The organism is Faecalicatena orotica (assembly GCF_003149245.1).
In the GTDB taxonomy this organism is placed as follows: domain Bacteria; phylum Bacillota; class Clostridia; order Lachnospirales; family Lachnospiraceae; genus Faecalicatena_A; species Faecalicatena_A orotica.
In genome coordinates, this window is sequence record NZ_QGDL01000009.1 from 264,817 (window position 1) to 285,881 (window position 21,065).

Here is a 21,065-nt window from a genome sequence, read left to right on the forward strand (position 1 = left end):
ACTTTGAAGATTTAGATGCGGGAGGATTTTATGGATTACATGCATGGCGGTGATATTTACACATATGAAGGCATGATTGACTTTTCTGCCAATATCAATCCTTTCGGGCCGAGCCGGAAGGTGAAAGAGGCGGCTGCCTTAAGTTCTGAATGGATCGGTGTGTATCCGGACAGCCGTTTAAGCAGACTGAGGAAGGCACTGGCAGAAAAAGAAGACATCGACGGAGAGCTGCTTGTCTTTGGAAACGGTGCGGCGGACCTGATCTTTTCCATCGTCTTTGCAGAGCGTCCGAGAAAAGCGGTGCTGACGGCCCCGTCTTTTTCCGAGTACGCTCAGGCCTTAAAGGCAGCAGGCTGTAAGATCGTGTACCATTATCTAAAGGAAGAAGAAAATTTTAGGCTGACAGAGGAGTATCTGGATCAATTGACGGAAGATACGGACATGGTTTTCTTATGCAGTCCGGACAATCCGACAGGGCAGACCGTGGACAGGGAACTTCTGCAGGAAATCATTCAAAGATGTCAAGAACGGCATATCAGGCTTGTTTTAGATGAATGTTTTTATGAGTTTCAGGAGGACCAGACAGGCATCCTGTCGGCGAAGGAAGCATTGGTAACAAAGGAAGTATTTCTGATGCGGGCGTTTACAAAGATGCATGCAATGCCCGGCCTGCGGCTTGGGTACGGCATCAGTTCGGACAGGGGCCTTTTAGAGAAACTCTGTGCTGTCAGGCAGCCGTGGAGCGTCTCCGTGACCGCGCAGGAGGCGGGACTTGCCGCCCTTACGGAGCCGGAGCGGGTAGAGATGACCAGGTGCTTTGTAAGTGAGGAACGGAAAATGATGGAAAAAGAATTGGGAAGAATAGGAGTCAGGTATTTTCCGTCCTCAGCAAATTATATGCTGTTAAAAAGTAAATATGATTTATTTGAGCTTTTAAAAGAGCAGTACATACTGATCCGGGACTGCAGCAATTACGAAGGACTGAAAAAAGGCTATTACCGCATTGCGGTGAAAAGCAGCAGTGAGAACAGGCAGCTGCTATCGGCACTGGAAGAAATCTATTCAAAAGACTGCAGGACTGCAGAATAAAAAGAAGGAGAACCGATATGTCAAAATGCATTATGATACAGGGGACCATGTCCAATGCGGGAAAGAGCATCCTCGTGGGAGGCCTGTGCAGGGTATTTGCCCAGGACGGATACAGGACGGCCCCGTTTAAATCACAGAATATGGCCCTGAACTCTTTTATTACAAAAGAGGGACTGGAAATGGGACGAGCCCAGGTCATGCAGGCAGAGGCAGCCGGGATCGAACCTTCTGTACTGATGAACCCGATCCTGCTGAAGCCTACCAATGATACAGGGTCCCAGGTCATCGTTAACGGAGAAGTGACCGGGGTGATGTCAGCCTCGGAGTATTACCGCTCCAAGAAGAAATTCGTACCGGCTGTTCTGGACGCATACCATGAGCTGGAGAAGTCGTATGATATTATTGTGATTGAGGGGGCGGGAAGCCCGGCGGAAATCAACTTAAAGGACGAGGATATCGTCAATATGGGATTAGCAGAGCTTGTGGATGCACCGGTCCTTCTGGTCGGAGATATCGACCGGGGCGGGGTTTTTGCACAGCTGGTAGGCACGGTCATGCTTCTGGAGGAACAGGAAAGAAACAGAATCAAGGGAACGATCATCAATAAATTCCGTGGAGATAAGAATATACTTGCACCGGGACTTCAGATGCTGGAAGAGAAAACCGGGATACCGGTCCGGGGCGTGGTGCCCTATTTCTATCTGGACATTGACGATGAGGACAGCCTCACAGAACGGTTCGACAGAAAAGAAACGGCAGGACTGGTGGATATTGCTGTCATACGCCTTCCGCGGATTTCAAACTTTACGGATTTCATGGCACTGGAATGTATGGAAGGAGTTTCCGTGCGTTATGTTTCTGCACCCGGAGAGTTTGGAAATCCGGATGCAGTACTCATACCGGGAAGTAAGAATACTATCGGTGACCTGCTCTGGATGCGCCAGAACGGACTGGAGGCCAAGGTCATACGCCACAGCGGACAGGGAAAGTTAGTCTTCGGAATCTGCGGAGGTTACCAGATGCTTGGGGAAGAGATCACCGATCCCGAAGGGGTGGAACAGAAAGGAACCATACAGGGGATGGGACTTCTGCCGGCGAGAACAGTTTTTGAACAGGAAAAGACAAGGACGCGCGTGCAGGGGACCTTCCTAAGTCCCGGCGGGATGCTGGATGATTTAAACGGTGTCCAGATCGAGGGATACGAGATCCATATGGGAGCCACAGAACTGACAGGCGGGTCTCCGATCCTGACGTTGAGAAACGATGTCACGGAAGAATCCCAGAAGATGGATGGAGCCGCCCACGGCAATGTATATGGCTGCTACGTCCACGGTGTATTTGATAAACCGGAGGCTGCCGGAGGCCTGGTCCGTGCACTGCTGAAGCAGAAGGGACTGGACCATGAGGATATCAGGGCCGTCGATCTTGAAGAATATAAAAACCAGCAGTACGATAAACTTGCGGACATCATCCGGGAGAGTCTGGATATGGATGCAGTCTACCGCATACTCGAAGGGGGAGAATAAATATGGTGCAGTCTATCATCCGGATCGGAAGCCGGGAAAGCAGGCTTGCCGTTATACAGGCAGAACTGGTAAAGAATGCGATTGAAAAATATAACCCTGGAATAAAAGTGGAACTTGTGACCATGAAGACGACAGGAGACAAGATCCTGGATAAGAGTCTGGAACTGATCGGGGGAAAAGGACTGTTTGTCAAGGAACTGGACAGGGCACTTATGGAGGGCAGGATTGATATTTCTGTACACAGCCTGAAGGATATGCCGATGGAGGTTCCAAAAGAACTTCCATTGATCGGTTACAGCAAAAGGGAAGATCCCAGAGACGTCCTGATTTATAAGCCGGGGCGGACGGAAATTCCGGAAGGCGGGATCATCGGGACTTCCAGCCGGAGAAGGTCACTGCAGCTAAAGAAGCTGTTCCCATCCTGTTCCTTTCAGGGAATCCGTGGCAACGTCCAGACGAGGCTTCGTAAACTGGAGCAGGAAAACTTTGATGGTACGGTGCTTGCTGCGGCAGGGCTGAGACGTTTACAGATGGAGTCCGTAATGGGCAGGATATTTGAAACTGATGAGGTCATTCCGGCTGCAGGACAGGGGATACTGGCTGTGCAGGGAAGACGCGGGGAGGACCATTCCTATCTGGAACCTTTCTTTAGCAGCAAAAGCGAAGCCGAGGCTCTTGCAGAACGCGAGTTTGTATCGGCACTGGACGGGGGCTGCACATCACCGGTTGCAGCGCATGCCAGTGCAGTGGGGACGGAAATCCGGCTTACGGGTCTGTATTATCAGGAAGAAGACGATACATACTGGGTGGAAACAAGAACGGGGGAGACTGCCAGAGCCAGACAGCTTGGTGCCGGTCTGGCAGAGGACATGAGACAAAGGAGTAAATCATGAAAGAGAAGATAGAAAAAGTACCCGGGGCAGAACCTTGCGGCAAGGTATGGCTTGCCGGGGCAGGCCCGGGAGATGCAGGACTTTTAACGGTCAGGACAAAAGAACTGATGGAACTGGCAGATGTGATTGTTTATGATGCCCTGATCAGCGCCCAGATCCTGAGTCTGATCTCCCCGAAGAAAGAGATGATCCATGTGGGAAAACGTTCGGGTCACCATATGGTGCCGCAGGAGGAGATCAACCAGATTCTGCTTGAGGAAGCAAAGAAAGGGAAAAAGGTGCTCCGCTTAAAGGGCGGTGACCCCTTCATATTTGGAAGGGGCGGCGAGGAACTGGAACTGCTTAAGGAGAATGGGATACCATTTGAAATCGTCCCCGGAATCACATCAGCAGCAGCAGTTCCGGCCTATGCGGGGATTCCGGTTACCCACCGGGATTTTACATCATCCTTCCATGTGATAACGGGGCATCCACGAAAAGACGGAACGAGCAGAATTGATTATCCGTCTCTTGTAAACCTTAAGGGAACGCTCGTCTTTTTAATGGGGATTTCTTCCATGAGAACGATCCTGAAAGGACTGACGGACGCAGGAATGGACTCTCAGACACCGGCTGCGGTTCTGGAAAAGGGAACACTTGCCGCGCAGAGGCGTGTGGTTTCTACGGTAGAACATCTTGCAGAGGATGCAGAGAAAGCGGCAATCGGCACACCGGCGATCATCGTAGTCGGTGAAGTCTGTGCACTGGCAGATACCTTCCACTGGGCGGAGGACCGGCCTCTTGGGGGGAGGCAGATTCTTGTTACACGTCCGAGGCAGAACGGTTCCAGACTCTCCGATAAACTGCGTTCTCTGGGCGCCCAGGTCATCGAACTGCCTGCAATTGATACAAAAACAATCTCACCGAATCCGGTACTGGAACGTGAAATGAAGGCGTTCGGGCATTTAGCAGAGGAGGAATGGCTCGTCTTTACAAGCCCCATAGGAGTCAGAGTCTTCTTTGAACAGATGGCTGAGCTTAAAATAGACTTAAGAAAGCTGTTTCGATGCCCCGCAGATGTGAAGATCGCGGCGATCGGGTCTGCCACGGAGAAAGAACTTGCCTTGTACGGGCTGTTTGCTGATTTAGTACCAAACGTATACTGTGCTGCAAGCCTGGGCACCCAGCTGGCAGAAACGGCAAAAGCCGGAAGCAGAGTCACCATCGTGCGTGCGGCAGCCGGGTCGGAAGAACTGCTCCCGCCGCTTGAGGAGGCAGGCATCAAAGCCGTGGATATCCCATTATACGAAACAGTTTATGAGACTCATGGGCAGGTCAGGGAAAAGATACAAAAGCTGTTTGAAGATGGTGAGATCGATGCAGTCACATTTACCAGTGCATCTACGGTGAAAGGCTTCGTGAACGCAGTCGGTGCACTCGATTACAAAAAGATACAGGCGGTCTGCATTGGAGAACAGACTGCCGCAGAAGCAGAAAAATACGGGATGCAGATTCGGATTTCGAAGAAGGCTTCCATTGACAGTATGGTGGAGCTGATTAGCTCTATGTTCTAAAATGGCGGGGCCTGCAAGGGGAAAGGAGGAGAAGCAGATGCTGAGATATACGTGTAAAAGAATCCTGACTGGTATTCTTTCGCTTTTTGTGCTCGTAACAGCTGCTTTTTTCCTGACCCGCATGATGCCGGGCAGCCCCTTCCAGACAGGGAATGTAACGGAGAGCGTGCTTGAGTCTATGGAAGAGGAATATGGTCTGAATGATCCACCGGTCCGCCAGTACCAGACCTATCTGGGTAACCTGCTGAAAGGGGATCTGGGCGTTTCCTTTAAAAAGCCGGGGGTCTCTGTGAGTGAGGTCATCGGCCGGGCATGGCCCGCCACGGCTTCCCTTGGTGCACTTGCAATACTGGCGGCGGTTGTTGTAGGAACGTGTCTGGGAATCTGGCAGGCTTCCACGAAGAACCGTGCGGTAAAGGGCGGTATTTTCTTTGGAACCATACTGGGAACGGGGATTCCAAACTTTGTTATTGCGCTCCTGCTGATGCTGTGCTTCGGGGTGAAATTAAAACTCCTGCCTATCGCGGGGCTTAAATCGGCTGCAAACTATGTTCTTCCCGTAATCTCACTGGCTGTGTACCCGGCTTCGGTAATTGCAAGGCTGATGCAGAATACGTTCCGGGAGGAAATGAGCCGGGATTATGTGGTGCTGGCGAAGGCAAAGGGGCTGAAATGGAGGCGTACTGCCGTGACACATATACTGAAAAATGCGTGGATACCGGTCCTCAATTACATTGGTCCGGCGGCGGCCTTTTTGATGACAGGAAGTTTTGTTGTGGAGAGCGTGTTTACGATACCGGGACTGGGACGGGAATTTGTCAATTCCATTGCGAACAGAGATTATACTCTGATTCTGGGGCTGACAATTTTCATGGGAGTCACGGTTATCGTGATTAATCTTCTTACGGACCTGCTCTGCGCATGCCTGGACCCCAGAGTGAGGAGGGCATACCGATGAGAGTAAAATACAGAAACAAACTGTTTTTAAGCGGAATCCTCCTGCTGCTTTTGCTTACACTTCTGGCAGTATTTGTGCCTGCATTTTCCCCTTATTCCCACACCGGGCAGAATGCAGAGATACAAAATACAGCTATGTCCCTGGCGCACCCCTTTGGCACAGATAAGTTTGGACGGGATATCTTTGTCCGTGTCTGGTACGGGACGAGGATCAGTCTGGCGGTCGGGATCGGAAGTGCAATGATCTGCGGTGTGGCTGGAATTTTTTTCGGCAGTATTGCAGGTCTGGCGGGGGGGAAAACGGATCTGGTGCTGATGCGTGCGGCGGATGTGATTGATGCCATTCCGTCCCTTTTGTATGTCATACTGATTACCCTTGTGATGGGGGCAAATGTGGGAAGCATCCTGCTTGGAATCTGTATTTCCGGCTGGATTGATCTGGCCCGGATCGTGCGTGGGGAAGTACAGCGCCTTAAGACAAGGGAATTTTGCACGGCGGCCCGTCTGGCGGGGGCAGGTGCGGGAAGAATCCTGCTTAGGCACCTTCTTCCCAATGCCGCGGGACCTGTGATTGTGAATCTTACATTTATGATTCCGAAAGCCATATTTACGGAGGCATTTTTAAGTTTTGTAGGTGTAGGGATCTCAGCGCCGGTGGCAAGTCTGGGGACACTGATACAGGATGCCAGAAGCCAGATGCAGGTATATCCGTCACAGATGCTTTTCCCGATATTGGTACTTTGTATTCTGATTCTCTCCATGAATTTTATCGGAGCCGGGCTGGAACAGTCTGTCAGGCAGATTGAGGAAGGATAGTATAGAAATGAAGCTGTTGAGTGTACAGGATTTGAGCGTACAATTTCATGACAGGTATGAAGGACAGGAGGCAGTAAGCCACGTGTCTTTTGAAGTGGGCCCCGGAGAAATCGTAGGGGTAGTCGGAGAGTCCGGCTCCGGAAAAAGTACGGGTATGCATGCTATACTCGGGCTTCTTCCTAAGAAGGCGGAAATTACATGCGGCAGTATGATGCTGGAAGGTGAGGATATCACACCTCCCGGTCCGAAAGGCTGTGGGAGGCAGAGAAAAGAATACGAGAGAAAAATGGAGACTGTCCGCGGAAACCAGATTGCGATGGTCTTTCAGGACCCGCTGACCTATCTGAATCCGACGGTGAAAATAGGAAGGCAGATCACGGAGACTATCCGTGCACATAGGAAAGTCAGCCATGCCGAGGCGAAAGAGAGAGCCGTGGAACTGTTGGACATGGTGGGAATCAGGAACAGCACCCGGCGCATGGGGCAGTATCCCTTTGAACTTTCCGGCGGGATGCGGCAGAGGGTGGTGATTGCCATTGCACTTGCGTGTGAACCTAAACTGCTCATTGCTGACGAGCCTACGACGGCGCTGGATGTGACGGTGCAGGGACAGATTCTGGAGCTTTTGAAGAAAATATCTGTGGAAACAGGGACGGCCCTCCTCTATGTCAGCCATGATTTAGGTGCGGTCGCATCGCTTTGCAGGCGTGTACTCGTGATGCAGGAGGGGAGGCTGGTAGAAGAGGGGACTGTGGAAGACATTTTTTACGAGCCGAAGCATCCGTATACACAAAAACTTCTCTCCCAGGCAACAGGCCTTTTGAAACTTCCGAAGGAGCAGCATGCTGCATCCATTCTTCTGAAAGTAGAACATGTGAGTAAGGACTACTTTGATGCAGGCAGACTGCACAAATCTGAAAAGACAGAAGCGGTCCATGATGTATCTCTACAGATTGGCAGAGGAGAAACGTATGGACTGGTGGGAGAAAGCGGCTGCGGAAAATCTACGCTGGCGGGAATGGTCACGCAGATGCTGGAGCCGACGGCAGGAAAAATATCTTACATGGGTGATAAGACAAAACTGAAATACCCGGTACAAATGATTTTTCAGGACCCTTATGCCTCTTTGAATCCACGCATGTGTGTGCAGGATATTCTGGAGGAGCCCCTTTTGTTAAACACATCGGATTCCCGTGGGGAGCGCGTCCGAAAGGTAAAGGAAATGCTGCATCTGGTAGGATTAAAAGAAGAAGATGCGAAGAAGTTCCCGAGGGCATTTTCGGGCGGCCAGCGCCAGCGAATCGGGATCGCAAGGGCACTGATTCTGGAACCGGAGCTTCTGGTCTGCGATGAACCGGTATCTGCCCTGGATGTGTCGATTCAGGAGCAGATTCTCTGTCTTCTGGAAGAGATTCAGGAGAAAAAGAAGCTCTCCTATTTCTTCATTTCCCATGATTTGAATGTGGTTAAGCGGATCAGCCGGAGAATGGGGGTCATGTATGCAGGGAGTCTTGTCGAAGCGGGGAATACGAAGGATATTTACGAGGACCCCTGGCACCCGTATACGAAGGCGCTGCTGTCGGCGGTCCTCGTGCCTGATCCCTTTAAGGCAAGGAGAAAGAAGGGAATCCTGCACACCGAAGAAAAAAAGATGGAAATCCCTTTGGGGAGGGGATGCCCCTTTGCCCCGAGGTGTGGATATGCCAGTGATTTATGTTTTGCGGGTAAGCCACAGAAATATCAGTATGGAGAAAGAGAGATTGCATGTTTTCTATATTCGGAGGAACATGCGGGAAAAAGAAGAAGCGGCTTGAAGATGACATCACAAATTTAAGGAGACGAAAATGAAAAAGATAATTTGCATGATTCTGTCAGTAGCCCTGTGCGGGACTTTTGTCCTGTCAGGATGTGGAAAACAAGATAAAAATGGCGGGGATGGGACTGCGGATAAAAAGGAAAACGAGAAAGAGATTGTTGTGGCGACGAACAGTGAAACCGGGGGACTGGACCCTGCAGGAATGATCGCGCTGACTTATCTGGCTTATTCTGTCTCTGCGCTGGATGAACTCCTGACTTATAATGAGGCTGGTGAGATTGAGTACCGGGCGGCCGAATCCTATGAGGTGAATGACGATTCTACGGTGTGGACCTTCCATCTTAGGAAAGATGCCGGGTGGTCCGACGGGACACCAGTGACAGCAGACGATTTTATCAATACGATGGTGCGTTCACTGGATCCGAAGAGCGGCAATGGTTATGCAAATTATTTGTATCCGATCAAGAATGCAGAGGCAATCTATAACGGGGAGGCTGACGCGGACAGTCTGGGAGTGAAGGCAGTAGATGACAATACACTGGAATTTACACTGGAAAAGCCGTGTGTATACTTTCTGGATCTGTTAAGACTTCCGGTCTATACTCCGTCGTGTGTCAAGTATGCGGATGAAGTAGGCAGTGGATGGGACAAAGATCCAAAGACAAGCGTTGCAAACGGACCGTTTTATCTGGATGAGTATGTCCCGGAGCAGTATTTCGTTTTGAAGAAAAATGAGAAGTACTGGAATGCAGATAAGGTAAAACTCGATAAAATCACTTATCGCTTCTTTGATGACCAGCAATCGATGGCCAGTGCCTATGAAACAGGCGAGGTCGACGTCGCACCGGCCCTTCTGTCTTCTGTGATGGAACTGTATGAAGGAAAAGATGACCTTGTGATAACAGATACAATCGCAACAAGATATATTTATCCGAACCTGAATGTAAAACCGCTGGATGATGTGAGGGTAAGAAAGGCCATCAACCTTGGAATCAACAGGGAAGAATTGTGCAGTATGGTAGGAGCGGATACAGAGCCTACTGTAAACTTCATTGCAAAATACATGAAGGACAAGCAGTCCGGCGGATATTTTGTGGACGGGGCCGAACCGCCGTTTGAGGAGAATCTGGAAGAGGCAAAGAAACTGCTTGCCGAGGCCGGATACCCGGACGGAAAGGGATTTCCCAAATTGACTTATAGTTATCCTTCCCTTGAGATGGATTCCGATACTGCGCAAGTACTTCAGGAACAGTTAAAGAAGAACCTGAATATAGATATCGAACTAAATGCCCAGGAGCTTCAGGTCAATTATACCGAGAGAAAAGCCGGAAACTTCGATCTGTGCCGCATGAACTGGACCGCTGACTTTGCGGACCCGTATACGTATTTATCCATGCTGCTCAGCAATGGGACTTATAATTGCAGCGGTATCCGCGATGAGAAATATGATGCACTCGTAGAACAGTCTGACACAGAAAAAGATCCTGTAAAGCGGGCAGAATTAATGCATCAGGCAGAACAACTGGCAGTAGGAGAAGAGTTTTATATTATCCCGCTTTATTCGATGAAAAGCTGTAACCTGATCCGTCCTGAGATCAAGGGAATCACGCAGATTCCGGCTACGGGTGCCCTGGAGTACCGGTACGCGGAACTGGAAGAATAAAACAGGAGGCGTAAGATATGTTTTACCTAGTGACAGGGGGCAGCGGGAGTGGTAAGTCTGCATTTGCTGAGGATATTGTGTGCAGTCTTGCCCGTGAATCCGGGGGGAGCCTGTTTTATGTGGCAACGATGCTCCCATACGGGGAGGAGACGAAAAGAAAAATCCTCCGCCACCGTGTGATGCGTCAGGATAAAGGCTTTGAAACTGTAGAATGTTATACCGGACTTGAAGAAAAGGCGGAGCATGGTATGGGAGTGTGTACAGAGTGGGAAGAAGCTTCCTCCCGCTGTGTTCTTTTGGAGTGCATCTCCAATCTGGCTGCAAACGAGATGTACCAGCCGGATGGGGCCAAAGAGAATACTGTCAGGGCTGTTATCCGGGGTGTGAGGGCATTAAACCGGAAATGCCGCCATCTTGTGGTTGTGACGAATGAAGTGTGCTCGGAATGTTCTTCAGACTCAGAAGAGATGCAGATGTACAAACGATTCATGGGAGAGATCAATACAGAACTTGCCCGCATGGCAGACGGTGTGGCAGAAGTGGTGTATGGTATTCCGGTGAAACTAAAAGGTGTGCTTCAGCTATGTAAAACAAAAACGGACGGGAAACGGGAAGGAGAACCGCACATGAAACTGGTGATCGGTGGAGCATATCAGGGTAAACTGGCATATGCGAAGAAAGAGTTTTTGGCAGCGGACCATTCATGGATTGACGGGGCCTCATGCCCTTTCGAGGATATTTATACCTGCCAGGGCATCTGGCATTTTGAAAGCTACATCCGGCGTATGATGGCAGCAGGGAAAGACTTGAAGAATCTGGCATCTTCCATTGCCGGCAAAAATCCGGACCTTGTTGTTGTCAGCACAGAAATCGGGTATGGACTGGTACCTGTGGATGCATTCGAACGAGAGTACCGCGAGCAGGCCGGGCGAATCTGTACAGAGCTTGCGGCACTTGCAGAAAGAGTTGACAGAGTTGTGTGCGGGATAGGTACGACATTGAAAGTACTAGATTGAAAGTGCTAGATTGAAAGTACGAGATTGAAAGTACTAGATTGAAAGGGGAATTGTAATCATGCATCAGATAGAACTGGAAAAAGTACTGCCTGCTGAAATAGAGGCAAGAAGTTTTGAAATCATTACGGAGGAACTGGGGGATAGACTGCTTGTACCCGGGACGGAGCCGATTGTAAAACGGTGCATTCATACGAGCGCAGACTTTGATTACGCACAGAATCTTGTATTCACGGAAGGCGTCGTGGAGCATGCAATTGATGCTTTAAGAAACGGGGCCTGCATTGTTACAGATACACAAATGGGAAAAGCCGGGATTAACAAGAAAAAACTTGCAAAATATGGCGGCGAGGTCTTTTGCTTCATGTCCGATGAGGACGTTGCAAAGATTGCAAAAGAACAGGGCACTACCCGGGCCACTGCAAGTATGGACAAGGCGGCAGGACTGAACAAGAAACTGATCTTTGCCATAGGAAATGCACCTACAGCACTGGTCAGGCTGTATGAACTGATACAGGAAGGCAGATTAAAACCGGAACTGATCATTGCGGTTCCCGTAGGCTTTGTAAACGTGGTACAATCCAAGGAACTCATCATGGCGCTGAAAGACATACCGTCAATCACAGCGCGTGGAAGAAAAGGCGGAAGTAATATTGCGGCATGCATCTGTAATGCACTGCTGTATATGATGGACTGATGCAGGGAATAACGCATATTTTTTAAACTGCAAAGTGCAAAAAATAGGAGAGGATATCATATGGCAAAGGCATATTTTCCCATGTTTGTAGATATATCACAAATGAAGATTATTGTAGTGGGCGGCGGAACAATCGCGACCAGGAGAATCAAAACACTTCTGCAGTTTGCATCGGATATTACCGTGATCTCACCGGAAATAACGGATCAGCTGAAAAAGCTGGAGGCTGCGGGGAAGATCAGGCATATCTGCCGTACCTATCAGGAGGCCGATATTGCAGAGGCGGACATGGTCCTTTCAGCTGCGGACAGCAGTAAGGTCAACAACCAGGTTGCAGAAGACTGCAAAAAAAGAGAGTATGCAACAGGCCGGAAGATCCTTATAAGCATAGCAGACGACCGCTCGAAGTGCGATTTCTATTTCCCGTCCGTCATCGTCAGGGATGAAGTCGTAATCGGAATTAATTCGGGGGGACAAGACCCGGGGAAAGTAAAGCAGGTACGCCGGAAACTGGAGGATGTGATGGGACGGGGAGACATGATGTAACCGATATTATGTTTTCAGTATATAGACGCCATATTTATTTATATGATATGATTTCTATATCATATAAAAGCGAGGTGAATACATATGCCATTGACAAACGAAGATCTGAAGGCGATAGGGCAGCTGCTTCAGCCAATAAGGGACGACATCGTGGATATGAAAACAGATATTGTAGATATGAAAACGGATATCGTGGATATGAAAACAGATATCGTGGATATGAAAACAGATATCGTGGATATGAAAACAGATATCTCAGGTCTAAAAACCGATGTAGGGAATATGAAAACGGATATCTCAGGTCTAAAAACCGATGTGGGAAACATGAAAACAGATATCTCAGGCCTAAAAACCGATGTGGGAAATATGAAAACAGATATCTCAGGCCTAAAAACCGATGTAGGAAATATGAAAACAGATATCTCAGGCCTAAAAACTGACGTTACAGGTCTGAAAGCGGATGTTATAGATATCCGGTCGAAGATGGTAACAAAAGATTATCTGGATGAGCGTCTGCATGAATTAGAGAATAATGTGCTGGTAGAGGTTGACAGAGTACAGGAGAAATCCAATGCCCATTACGCAGAGTTAAAGGAAGAGGTTAGAAAAGTACGCATCGATATGGGGACCAGAGATTCGGAAGACATCCGGGCAAAATTAGCAATATTTGAGAGAGAACTTGCCAAAGTGAAGGAGAAGGTTTCATAGGGTATGGTAATTGTAAGAGCTGTGGAGATTAGGGAGTGATGCATATGTCATTAATAAATGATGATTTATTAGCAATCAGTAAATTGCTGGGTACTAAGTTAGGTCATATTAGATCCAACATGGTTGCCAAACAAGATTTATCAAATTGTTTGGAGAGAATGGGGCATAAGGTAAACCAGCGAATTGATGATATTGCCGCCAGAGTGGAGCGTTTAGAGCAAGTATCATAGCTAACAATTACATATACTATAAACAAAGAGTGTAAAGTCTGTTAAGTTAACAGGGGCGTTACACTCTTTTTACATTTGTATTTCAGATTAATAAATTTGAGTTGCTAGTTACTTTCGCCGGTTTTTTTATTTGCAACTAATTTTTTGTTCCCTTACACTATTAGTAAGTTTACAAAAGAGTGCATTAAAAGAGAGGAAAAAATGGGTGCGATAAATGTATGATTGTTTAAAGGAGGGTTACAAATGGAATGGCTGAAAAAGTTAAGTGGCGCCATAGACTATATAGAAAATAATCTGGATGGCCAAATTTCATATGATGAAGCTGCGCGGATTGCCTGTTGTTCCACTTTTTACTTTCAACGTTTATTCTCATATGTGTCTGGGATTTCCTTATCAGAATATATCCGGCACAGGAGAATGACGCAGGCAGGGTTTGAATTACAGAGAACGGATAAAAAAGTGATTGATATTGCTTTGAAATATGGATACACATCCCCGACTTCATTTAATCGGGCCTTTCAAACTGTTCACAATATTACTCCGACTGCTGCCCGAAATATGGGAAGTACACTGAACGCATATCCGGCAATTCGTTTTTCTGTTCAGGTTACGGGAGAAAATGCTATGGCGTATCATCTAACAGAGAAGAATTCCATGCGCATGGTAGGGATTCGTATTCCATTATCTACAGGTATGGAAGATAATTATAAGACTATACCAGAATTTTGGAAGTCTGTTTTGTGTGGAAATCTGTTTTCAGAGATATGCAACTTATCCAATCAATTTTCCGAAAGGATATTAGGTGTAAGTGTATATGAAAATCCAAAAAGGATATTTTACTATATCGCTGTCGTTACAGACAAACCCGCACCGCCTAATATGTTTGAGTTTGAAATTCCGGCAGCCACATGGGCTGTCTTTGAAAACAACGGTTGCTTCAAAGAAAATGTACAGAGTATTTTTAACAGATTCTATACGGAATGGCTGCCATTTTCGGGATTTGATTACGCCGGACTGCCAGATATAGAAGTATATCCTGTTTGTGAAAAAGCGCCTGAGAACGGACATTCTGAAGTATGGATTGCTGTAAGAAGGGACAAGGAGGACGAAATATGTATCATTTAAGATTAAAAGGTGACCATTATCAAATGGGTGTTAAGCGGGGAAAAATATTTCAAAAAAGCAATGTGAGATTTCCGCTTCACCTTGATGAGTTTCAGCTTGTATATGGAAAAAAGAGCGAACAGATATTGAGAAAAATTTTCCCAGAGGTCTGTGAAGAAATCCGTGGTATCAGTGATACCATAGGTATTGACTATTATATCTTAGCTTCATGGCTGCTATGTATGGGCTGTTGTATGTATAATCTGGAAGATAATATCCCAATTGAAATCAGAGGGTGTACCGCTTTCGCCTACTCTAAGGATGGGAATATTATCTATGGACGAAACAACGATTTGCCGCCATACTTGAAAAAGGGAAGTAAAAGTGAAATATATTCCCCTTCAAACGGAAACAGATTTAACATAACGACCTCTTCTTTCATTAACGGAGAAGAGGGAATAAATGAGCATGGTTTAGTTATAGCAATGACTTTTGTTATGACCTGTCTGAAGAAGATACAGGCGGGATTTACTTCCTGTTTCATTGTCAGGTATCTGCTGGAAAAAGCGGGTAATACAGAAAATGCGCTTTCTTTGCTTATGGAATTGCCAATAGCTTCTAACTGCAATATTCTCATTGCCGATAAGAGTGGGAAAATGATGGTTGTTGAATGCACCCCTTCGGCAAAGAAAATAAGGAAAGCTGAAAATTTGGAGAATGGCAAAATAGTATGTACTGTTAATAGCTTTATTTCCAATGAATTAAAATCGTATGACGCAGCAAACGGAAGCGACTATCATTCTAATAAACGGTATCATACCGTCATAAATAGTTTTTCTACCCACATAAAAGGAAATCTCATTGAGGCAACAGAACAGCTTTTGAAAGGGAAATATGGTTTCATGTGTCAATATGATGATGAACCAGATTTTGAAACGGTCTGGAGTTCAGTTTTTGACTTAAAACGTCTAATGATATATCGGGCAGAGGGCGACCCGCGAAAAAAGAAATTTCTTACAGACAGCAGATTACATGATATTGTACAGGGAAAACATAACTTATGTAAATGACTATTTTGACATGGTATATCAATCTCCCAATATTTAATTGTAATTGTTTACACCTTATGGATGTGCACAGTAAGACATCAGCCCGTTAAATGTTGCCTTCGGAGATGGGGGATGCACCAATGGCGCATGTTCAGCATGGACCGTAGTAAAGCGTAGACAAGATTCCATGAAATCATCACTTTAATGGTTTCGATGTCGTTCAACGGGGGCACGGCAAGACTTGAACAATAACATTAATCTAGCATAATGATATATTTTCTAAAAAACTCTTGATTTTATTAGAAAGAAGTTTTATAATAAATCACATGCAGATATAGTTCATTGGTAGAATGCCAGCTTCCCAAGCTGGAGAGGCGGGTTCGATTCCCGTTATCTGCTTTTTTAAAAATCAGACGTATGTCTGATTTTTTTTCATATAATAAAGGCCTATTTATGAAGGCGTGACATATTGTAAATGTTACTGGAAAAGGGATTGGCAATAAAGTCAGAAAATGAGCATGAAATTTGATGATTATGACGAACATGTTCAAAAAGGTACAGGGCAGTTTGCAAAAAGGTACAGGGTAAAACTCAATTAGGGACGTAGTATAATTAAAAAAGATTACGTCCCCAATTCGCTTGACTAATTAATACTTCGGGTGTAGAATTAAATTACTTCGAAGGATGAAATAAATGGTGAATGGTATGAATTATGATGATGAGAGATTTGAGGATTGTATTTTCCGGTATGTGGATCAGGTGAAGGAGTTTCTGGCCCCGGAGATCTGGCAGAATCTGTTGATGGACTGCTCTAAGAATGAAATATTTGTCTTGTGGCTTTTGTACGTGGAGAAGGAAGTGAATATGACGCGGATTGCGGAGTATATCAATGTACCGCTTAACACGGCGACGGGGATTGTCAGCAGGATGGAGAAGAGGAAGCTGGTGGTTAGGCAGAGGAGCGAGGAGGACAAGAGAATTGTTACGATTCGGCTTGGAGAATGTGGGACACAGCAGATTCAGCTTCTGTTAAAGGAGTTCATGTACTATGGGCAGAAAGTGATGGAAGGGTTCACTGAGGAGGAATTGAATATATTCTTTCGTATGTTGAACCGTTTTATGGAAATTTTAAAAGAGGAACATAGTAAGAAGCAGGAAAAGCCTAAGGTGAGAAAAATAATAATTGAATGACTTGCTGCTGCCGAATGGCAGTGGCAAAATTTAAAACAAATACTTCGAACATCGAAATATTCATCTGATGAATAAAAATGGAGGAATGAGAATGAGCAGGATTTATATTTTTACGGGTAAGGGTGGAGTTGGTAAAACAAGTACGGCGACAGCACATGCTGTGAAAAGTGCAAATGATGGTGTGAAAACGTTACTTGTAAGCACTGATATGGCACATAATCTTGGTGATCTGTTCGAGAAGGAACTTGGCAGGGAGCCGGTTGAGATTATCCCGAATCTGGATGTATATGAGATTGATCCCGAATACGTGCTGGAACATGATTTTCACGAGATGTCAGAGAGTCTGAGGAAGATGATTTCTCTGGACAGTGATGTGGGAATGGAAGATTTTGGAATGATTCCGGGCATGGAAGAGCTGGTTTCGCTTTTGAAAATCGCAGAGGTTTACAAGGAAGGAATCTATGGGCGGATTATTGTAGACTGTGCACCGACCGGGGAGACACTTTCTTTATTGAAATTTCCGGAGCTTTTATCATGGTATGTGGAGAAATTTCTTCCGGTCGGCAAGGTGGCAATCAGGGTTCTGGCGCCAGTGTCTAAGAAACTATTAAAAGTTGAGCTGCCAAACAGGGAAGCGATTAACGATATTGAGCGGATGTATCTGAAGCTTGTAGAATTGCAGGAACTATTGAAGGACAGGGAGATCACGAGTATACGGCTGGTGGCTGTACCTGAGAAGATGGCGGTAGAAGAGACGAAGCGTAATTATATGTATATGAATCTCTATAATTTTAATGTGGATGGAATTTATATTAACAGAATTCTTCCCAAAGACATTGATAATAAGTTCTTTGATAAATGGCTGGAAATCCAGGGGAGATATGTAATCCAGCTTGAAGAATGTTTTACAGGACTGCCAATCTGGTATATACGGTGGTACGATGAAGAACTTAAGGGGCTGGACGCAGTAGGGCGAATTTGCCGGGATGTGCTTACGGAAGATGTATTTGCTTCAAGGATGGATGGTCCCAGAGAAGAATTCCGCGAAAATGAACAGGGATATCTTCTCCGGGTTCCTATTCCGTATGTGGAGAAGGATGAACTGGATGTGTATCAGTCGGAATCGGACGTTGTAATAAAGCTGGGGAATTTTAAACGTAATATCCCGTTACCGGATTCGATAAGGACTTACGAAATTACTTCTGCAAAACTGGAAAAAGAATATTTAAACATGCAGTTTGAACTCAAATAATGATTTTATCAGAAAGGGAAGAATGAAATGAACAAAGAAATGATGAAAAGGGTCCATGAGGCTTATCATTATGAGCGTCTAGCTGTTCAGTCTTTGATAGGGCCAAAAGTATCCGCGCATTTTGATGTGATTGAAAATGAGGTAAAGGAAATGGTAGCGGAGTGCATTTGCGGCATTATAAAATCCGGTGGAAAAGAAAAGCCGGGTGAGCACTTTGGGGATACAGATCATGATAAGAAAGTTCAAAAGGTCATCATAGAGTAAATTGACGAAAAGCAGGAGGAAATAAAATGAGGATCATATTGTATACAGGGAAAGGCGGAGTTGGTAAAACGACAGTAGCAGCGGCAACTGCCTGTAAGATTGCCCGGGAGGGGAAAAAGGTACTGGTAATGAGTACCGATCAGGCGCACAGTCTCAGCGATTCAATGAATGTCAGATTAGGTAAGGACCCTGTAAAAATTCAGGAAAATCTATATGGGCTTGAGGTTGATACAATCTATGAAGGTGAAAAAAGCTGGGGAAATCTTAAAAGTTATATGCGCGAGATGCTGACAATAAAAGGCAGGGGCGGAATCGAAGTGGAAGAACTGCTTGTATTTCCGGGGCTTGAAGAATTATTTTCCATGTTCAAAATTATGGAAATGGCTGAAAGTGGAGTTTATGATGTCATTATTGTAGACTGTGCACCGACCGGAGAGACACTTTCCTTATTAAAATATCCGGAAAAATTTTCTGATATGCTGGAAAAGATACTTCCAATGAAAAGGAAAAGTTTAAAAGTAGCGGGACCGGCGGTAGAAAAAATTATGAAAATACCGATGCCCGAGGAGTCTGTATTCGACGATATTGAATATTTGATGGATAAAATGGAGAGATTACAAAAACTGATGCTGAACCATGATATTGTAAGCATGCGTATTGTCACAACACCTGAGAAAATCGTAATACAGGAGACGAAGCGAAATTTTACATGTCTTCATTTATTTAACTATAATGTAGATGCAATCATTATTAACAGGATTTATTCAAAAGAGGCGATGGAAGGATATTTTCAGAAATGGGTTAACATGCAGGAAGAAGGATTACAGGAAATTAAAGAATGTTTTTCCGAGGTTCCTAAATTTTATCTCGAACTACAAAAAGGTGAAATATGCTCCCTGGAAGACCTCCAAAGAACCGGTGAAATGCTATTTCTCGATCAAGATCCTTTTAGGATTTTATTCAAGGAAGAGATATATAAAGTCAGTCTCCTTGAAGGAGAAAAAAAGCTTACTATACTGCTGCCATTTGCCGACAAAGGTGAACTCGAATTAAAACAGTCCGGAAGAGAGCTTGTGCTCGCTGTCAAAAATGAAGTAAGGCGATTCCCACTGCCGGTAACACTACAGGACAACGAAATCAAGGGAGCAAAGTACAAAGCACCTTATTTGACAATTCAGTTTTAATCAATTTGGGACGTAGTATATTTCAAAAAGATTACGTCCCCAACCGCACACAGGGAAATTTGCAAAAAGGTACAGGGCAAAACTCAATTTGGGACGTAGTATAATTGAAGAAGATTACGTCCCCAACTACATGTGTACTGTTTCCTGCGCGATTCTGATAAAGTCTTTTGCATAAGAAGCAAGATATGCATTTTTCCGGTAAGCAATCATGAGTGTAGTAAATATTCCATTCTCGCCGATAGAAAAACAGACAGGCGGCTGCCGGAAGATCATATTTTTTACATAAGTTTCTGGAAGAAAACAGGAGCCAAGACCTTCCTGAGAGAGCAGGGCACAGGTCTGTGTGCTTCGCGTGAGCAGGGAAACGGGCGGGTCAATCTGATATTCTTTGAATAAGTTCCGGGCAATTTGTCCGGTATTCTGTTCCGGATAGTGCAGTATGAATGGTTCTTCTGCCATCAGTGACAGGTCAAAGGAAGGATATTTTCTTCCGGGATGCAGGTGCCCCATTGAGGCAAAGGGGTGGCCGGGAGGAAGGCAGAGCAGTACCTCTTCTTTTAGAAGGAGTTCATAGGAAAGCTTTGGGTGAGGGCTTGATTCTGTAAAGACAGCAAAGTCCAGCCGGTCGTCTGTCAGAAGGCGCTCCTGAATGGCATGGGTTTCTTCAAACAGATTCACATGTATACCGGGATATTCTTTGTGGAAAACCGGGAGTATTCTGGGAATCATGCAGGAGCTGCGCATCAGCGGGAAGGCAATATTCAGTTCACCTTCACTGCAGGAATGGAGGTCCAGCAGTTCTTTTTCCCAGTCCTGCTTAAGCGCTACAGCCTTCTTGGCATAGTCAAGGCAGCAGCGCCCAAGATAGGTGGGAATATAACAGTTATTACTTCGGGAAAAAAGCTTCCCTCCCAGTTCCTGCTCCTGTTTCCGGAGAGATTTACTTAAGGTCGGCTGCGAGATATATAGTTCCTGCGCTGCCTTCGTCAGATTCTGGTGCTTGGCGATACAGAGGAGGTACTGAAGATCCTGAAAATTCATGAGCATGCTCCTTTCAAACTTACTATGCCATATGGGAATAGTTTTTATGGAAAATATGAATTGGACAACTGGTTTATTTTCAGCATACAATATATGTTAAGAAAATACAAGATATGAAGGAGAGTACTTATGAAACCGTAAATTATTTTTCTAAATCCTACCCTGTTCATCCTATGTAGGACTTAGTCTTGGATAAGTAGGGTTTACTCTTGCATATGATTCCTTCTAGCGGTATAGTTCTATCAGTTGTCCAAACCGGCGGCATAAGGAGGATAACACTATGTCAAAACTTATACCAGGGAATCATAAACATCTTACAATCGAGGACCGTCGCTATATTGAACAATCTCTAGATGAAAGCAAGTCTTTTCGTGAGATTTCCAAGTACCTTTGTAAGGACCCGTCCACCATATCCGATGAAGTCTTTAAAAATCGGGTTGCTAACACTTGGAATAAAGGCAGCTTCAACAACC

General features: G+C 45.8%; 21 protein-coding genes and 1 tRNA gene. 21 read left to right on the plus strand and 1 reads right to left on the minus strand.

Going from position 1 to position 21,065, the window contains the following annotated elements; translation table 11 throughout:
* Positions 1 to 30: 30 nt before the first annotated feature.
* From A8806_RS15790 to A8806_RS15885, 20 genes are all read left to right on the plus strand, one after another.
* Entirely contained in the window at positions 31 to 1,089 is a 1,059-nt protein-coding gene (locus A8806_RS15790) for a pyridoxal phosphate-dependent aminotransferase (protein WP_109732159.1), read from the plus strand.
* A 17-nt stretch (positions 1,090 to 1,106) separates the two neighbouring features.
* Positions 1,107 to 2,615, plus strand: a complete 1,509-nt coding sequence (locus A8806_RS15795; protein ID WP_109732160.1) for a cobyric acid synthase — start codon at positions 1,107 to 1,109, stop codon at positions 2,613 to 2,615.
* Positions 2,616 to 2,617: 2 nt separating this feature from the next.
* On the plus strand, positions 2,618 to 3,508 hold the full coding sequence (gene hemC / locus A8806_RS15800) for a hydroxymethylbilane synthase (protein WP_330405385.1): 891 nt from the start codon (positions 2,618 to 2,620) through the stop codon (positions 3,506 to 3,508).
* A complete protein-coding gene (gene cobA, locus A8806_RS15805; protein ID WP_109732161.1) occupies positions 3,505 to 5,061 on the plus strand; it encodes a uroporphyrinogen-III C-methyltransferase in 1,557 nt (518 codons plus the stop codon). The genes hemC and cobA overlap by 4 nt, the downstream gene beginning before the upstream one ends.
* Before the next feature lie 37 nt (positions 5,062 to 5,098).
* Positions 5,099 to 6,019: an ABC transporter permease gene (locus A8806_RS15810; RefSeq protein WP_109732162.1), complete on the plus strand. Its 921-nt coding sequence runs from the start codon at positions 5,099 to 5,101 to the stop codon at positions 6,017 to 6,019.
* Complete coding sequence (locus A8806_RS15815; RefSeq protein WP_242996127.1) at positions 6,016 to 6,834, plus strand: ABC transporter permease; 819 nt, start codon at positions 6,016 to 6,018, stop codon at positions 6,832 to 6,834. Before A8806_RS15810 ends, A8806_RS15815 begins: the two co-directional genes overlap by 4 nt.
* A gap of 7 nt (positions 6,835 to 6,841) precedes the next feature.
* Positions 6,842 to 8,668, plus strand: coding sequence for an ABC transporter ATP-binding protein (locus A8806_RS15820; RefSeq protein ID WP_109732164.1), 1,827 nt, complete (start codon positions 6,842 to 6,844; stop codon positions 8,666 to 8,668).
* 10 nt (positions 8,669 to 8,678) lie between these two features.
* Positions 8,679 to 10,313 (plus strand): peptide ABC transporter substrate-binding protein, encoded by a 1,635-nt coding sequence (locus A8806_RS15825; RefSeq protein WP_109732165.1) that lies wholly within the window; start codon positions 8,679 to 8,681, stop codon positions 10,311 to 10,313.
* A gap of 17 nt (positions 10,314 to 10,330) precedes the next feature.
* Complete coding sequence (locus A8806_RS26905; RefSeq protein ID WP_109732166.1) at positions 10,331 to 11,329, plus strand: bifunctional adenosylcobinamide kinase/adenosylcobinamide-phosphate guanylyltransferase; 999 nt, start codon at positions 10,331 to 10,333, stop codon at positions 11,327 to 11,329.
* A 58-nt stretch (positions 11,330 to 11,387) separates the two neighbouring features.
* Positions 11,388 to 12,023 carry a precorrin-8X methylmutase gene (locus tag A8806_RS15835; protein ID WP_109732167.1) on the plus strand — a complete coding sequence of 212 codons (636 nt, stop codon included), beginning with the start codon at positions 11,388 to 11,390 and terminating at the stop codon, positions 12,021 to 12,023.
* 60 nt (positions 12,024 to 12,083) lie between these two features.
* Positions 12,084 to 12,569 (plus strand): precorrin-2 dehydrogenase/sirohydrochlorin ferrochelatase family protein, encoded by a 486-nt coding sequence (locus A8806_RS15840; protein ID WP_109732168.1) that lies wholly within the window; start codon positions 12,084 to 12,086, stop codon positions 12,567 to 12,569.
* Between the two features lie 84 nt (positions 12,570 to 12,653).
* Entirely contained in the window at positions 12,654 to 13,277 is a 624-nt protein-coding gene (locus A8806_RS15845; RefSeq protein WP_109732169.1) for a hypothetical protein, read from the plus strand.
* Between the two features lie 44 nt (positions 13,278 to 13,321).
* Positions 13,322 to 13,507, plus strand: a complete 186-nt coding sequence (locus A8806_RS15850; protein WP_146203301.1) for a hypothetical protein — start codon at positions 13,322 to 13,324, stop codon at positions 13,505 to 13,507.
* Between the two features lie 243 nt (positions 13,508 to 13,750).
* A complete protein-coding gene (locus tag A8806_RS15855) occupies positions 13,751 to 14,632 on the plus strand; it encodes an AraC family transcriptional regulator (RefSeq protein WP_109732171.1) in 882 nt (293 codons plus the stop codon).
* On the plus strand, positions 14,620 to 15,681 hold the full coding sequence (locus A8806_RS15860; RefSeq protein ID WP_109732172.1) for a C45 family autoproteolytic acyltransferase/hydolase: 1,062 nt from the start codon (positions 14,620 to 14,622) through the stop codon (positions 15,679 to 15,681). Before A8806_RS15855 ends, A8806_RS15860 begins: the two co-directional genes overlap by 13 nt.
* 307 nt (positions 15,682 to 15,988) lie before the next feature.
* A tRNA-Gly gene (locus A8806_RS15865) sits at positions 15,989 to 16,059 on the plus strand.
* Positions 16,060 to 16,353: 294 nt separating this feature from the next.
* Positions 16,354 to 16,851, plus strand: a complete 498-nt coding sequence (locus A8806_RS15870) for a MarR family winged helix-turn-helix transcriptional regulator (RefSeq protein ID WP_109732173.1) — start codon at positions 16,354 to 16,356, stop codon at positions 16,849 to 16,851.
* A 91-nt stretch (positions 16,852 to 16,942) separates the two neighbouring features.
* Entirely contained in the window at positions 16,943 to 18,103 is a 1,161-nt protein-coding gene (locus tag A8806_RS15875; RefSeq protein ID WP_109732174.1) for an ArsA family ATPase, read from the plus strand.
* A gap of 27 nt (positions 18,104 to 18,130) precedes the next feature.
* Positions 18,131 to 18,367, plus strand: coding sequence for a hypothetical protein (locus tag A8806_RS15880; RefSeq protein ID WP_109732175.1), 237 nt, complete (start codon positions 18,131 to 18,133; stop codon positions 18,365 to 18,367).
* A 26-nt stretch (positions 18,368 to 18,393) separates the two neighbouring features.
* The gene (locus A8806_RS15885) at positions 18,394 to 19,551 is read left to right on the plus strand and encodes an ArsA family ATPase (RefSeq protein ID WP_109732176.1); all 1,158 of its coding nucleotides are present in this window, start codon (positions 18,394 to 18,396) and stop codon (positions 19,549 to 19,551) included.
* A gap of 126 nt (positions 19,552 to 19,677) precedes the next feature.
* On the opposite strand, the gene A8806_RS15890 is transcribed toward A8806_RS15885, so the two are convergent.
* Positions 19,678 to 20,592, minus strand: coding sequence for a LysR family transcriptional regulator (locus A8806_RS15890; protein ID WP_109732177.1), 915 nt, complete (start codon positions 20,590 to 20,592; stop codon positions 19,678 to 19,680).
* A gap of 280 nt (positions 20,593 to 20,872) precedes the next feature.
* Here A8806_RS15890 and A8806_RS15895 point away from each other — a divergent pair.
* Positions 20,873 to 21,065: helix-turn-helix domain-containing protein (locus A8806_RS15895; protein WP_146203302.1), on the plus strand; the 193-nt coding region annotated here is incomplete at its 3' end.

Coding starts and splice junctions, on each gene's coding strand:
- A8806_RS15790 (WP_109732159.1), top strand. CDS start 31: ATGGATTACATGCATGGCGGTGATATTTACACATATGAAGGCATGATT.
- A8806_RS15795 (WP_109732160.1), top strand. CDS start 1,107: ATGTCAAAATGCATTATGATACAGGGGACCATGTCCAATGCGGGAAAG.
- hemC (WP_330405385.1), top strand. CDS start 2,618: ATGGTGCAGTCTATCATCCGGATCGGAAGCCGGGAAAGCAGGCTTGCC.
- cobA (WP_109732161.1), top strand. CDS start 3,505: ATGAAAGAGAAGATAGAAAAAGTACCCGGGGCAGAACCTTGCGGCAAG.
- A8806_RS15810 (WP_109732162.1), top strand. CDS start 5,099: ATGCTGAGATATACGTGTAAAAGAATCCTGACTGGTATTCTTTCGCTT.
- A8806_RS15815 (WP_242996127.1), top strand. CDS start 6,016: ATGAGAGTAAAATACAGAAACAAACTGTTTTTAAGCGGAATCCTCCTG.
- A8806_RS15820 (WP_109732164.1), top strand. CDS start 6,842: ATGAAGCTGTTGAGTGTACAGGATTTGAGCGTACAATTTCATGACAGG.
- A8806_RS15825 (WP_109732165.1), top strand. CDS start 8,679: ATGAAAAAGATAATTTGCATGATTCTGTCAGTAGCCCTGTGCGGGACT.
- A8806_RS26905 (WP_109732166.1), top strand. CDS start 10,331: ATGTTTTACCTAGTGACAGGGGGCAGCGGGAGTGGTAAGTCTGCATTT.
- A8806_RS15835 (WP_109732167.1), top strand. CDS start 11,388: ATGCATCAGATAGAACTGGAAAAAGTACTGCCTGCTGAAATAGAGGCA.
- A8806_RS15840 (WP_109732168.1), top strand. CDS start 12,084: ATGGCAAAGGCATATTTTCCCATGTTTGTAGATATATCACAAATGAAG.
- A8806_RS15845 (WP_109732169.1), top strand. CDS start 12,654: ATGCCATTGACAAACGAAGATCTGAAGGCGATAGGGCAGCTGCTTCAG.
- A8806_RS15850 (WP_146203301.1), top strand. CDS start 13,322: ATGTCATTAATAAATGATGATTTATTAGCAATCAGTAAATTGCTGGGT.
- A8806_RS15855 (WP_109732171.1), top strand. CDS start 13,751: ATGGAATGGCTGAAAAAGTTAAGTGGCGCCATAGACTATATAGAAAAT.
- A8806_RS15860 (WP_109732172.1), top strand. CDS start 14,620: ATGTATCATTTAAGATTAAAAGGTGACCATTATCAAATGGGTGTTAAG.
- A8806_RS15870 (WP_109732173.1), top strand. CDS start 16,354: ATGGTGAATGGTATGAATTATGATGATGAGAGATTTGAGGATTGTATT.
- A8806_RS15875 (WP_109732174.1), top strand. CDS start 16,943: ATGAGCAGGATTTATATTTTTACGGGTAAGGGTGGAGTTGGTAAAACA.
- A8806_RS15880 (WP_109732175.1), top strand. CDS start 18,131: ATGAACAAAGAAATGATGAAAAGGGTCCATGAGGCTTATCATTATGAG.
- A8806_RS15885 (WP_109732176.1), top strand. CDS start 18,394: ATGAGGATCATATTGTATACAGGGAAAGGCGGAGTTGGTAAAACGACA.
- A8806_RS15890 (WP_109732177.1), bottom strand. CDS start 20,592: ATGAATTTTCAGGATCTTCAGTACCTCCTCTGTATCGCCAAGCACCAG.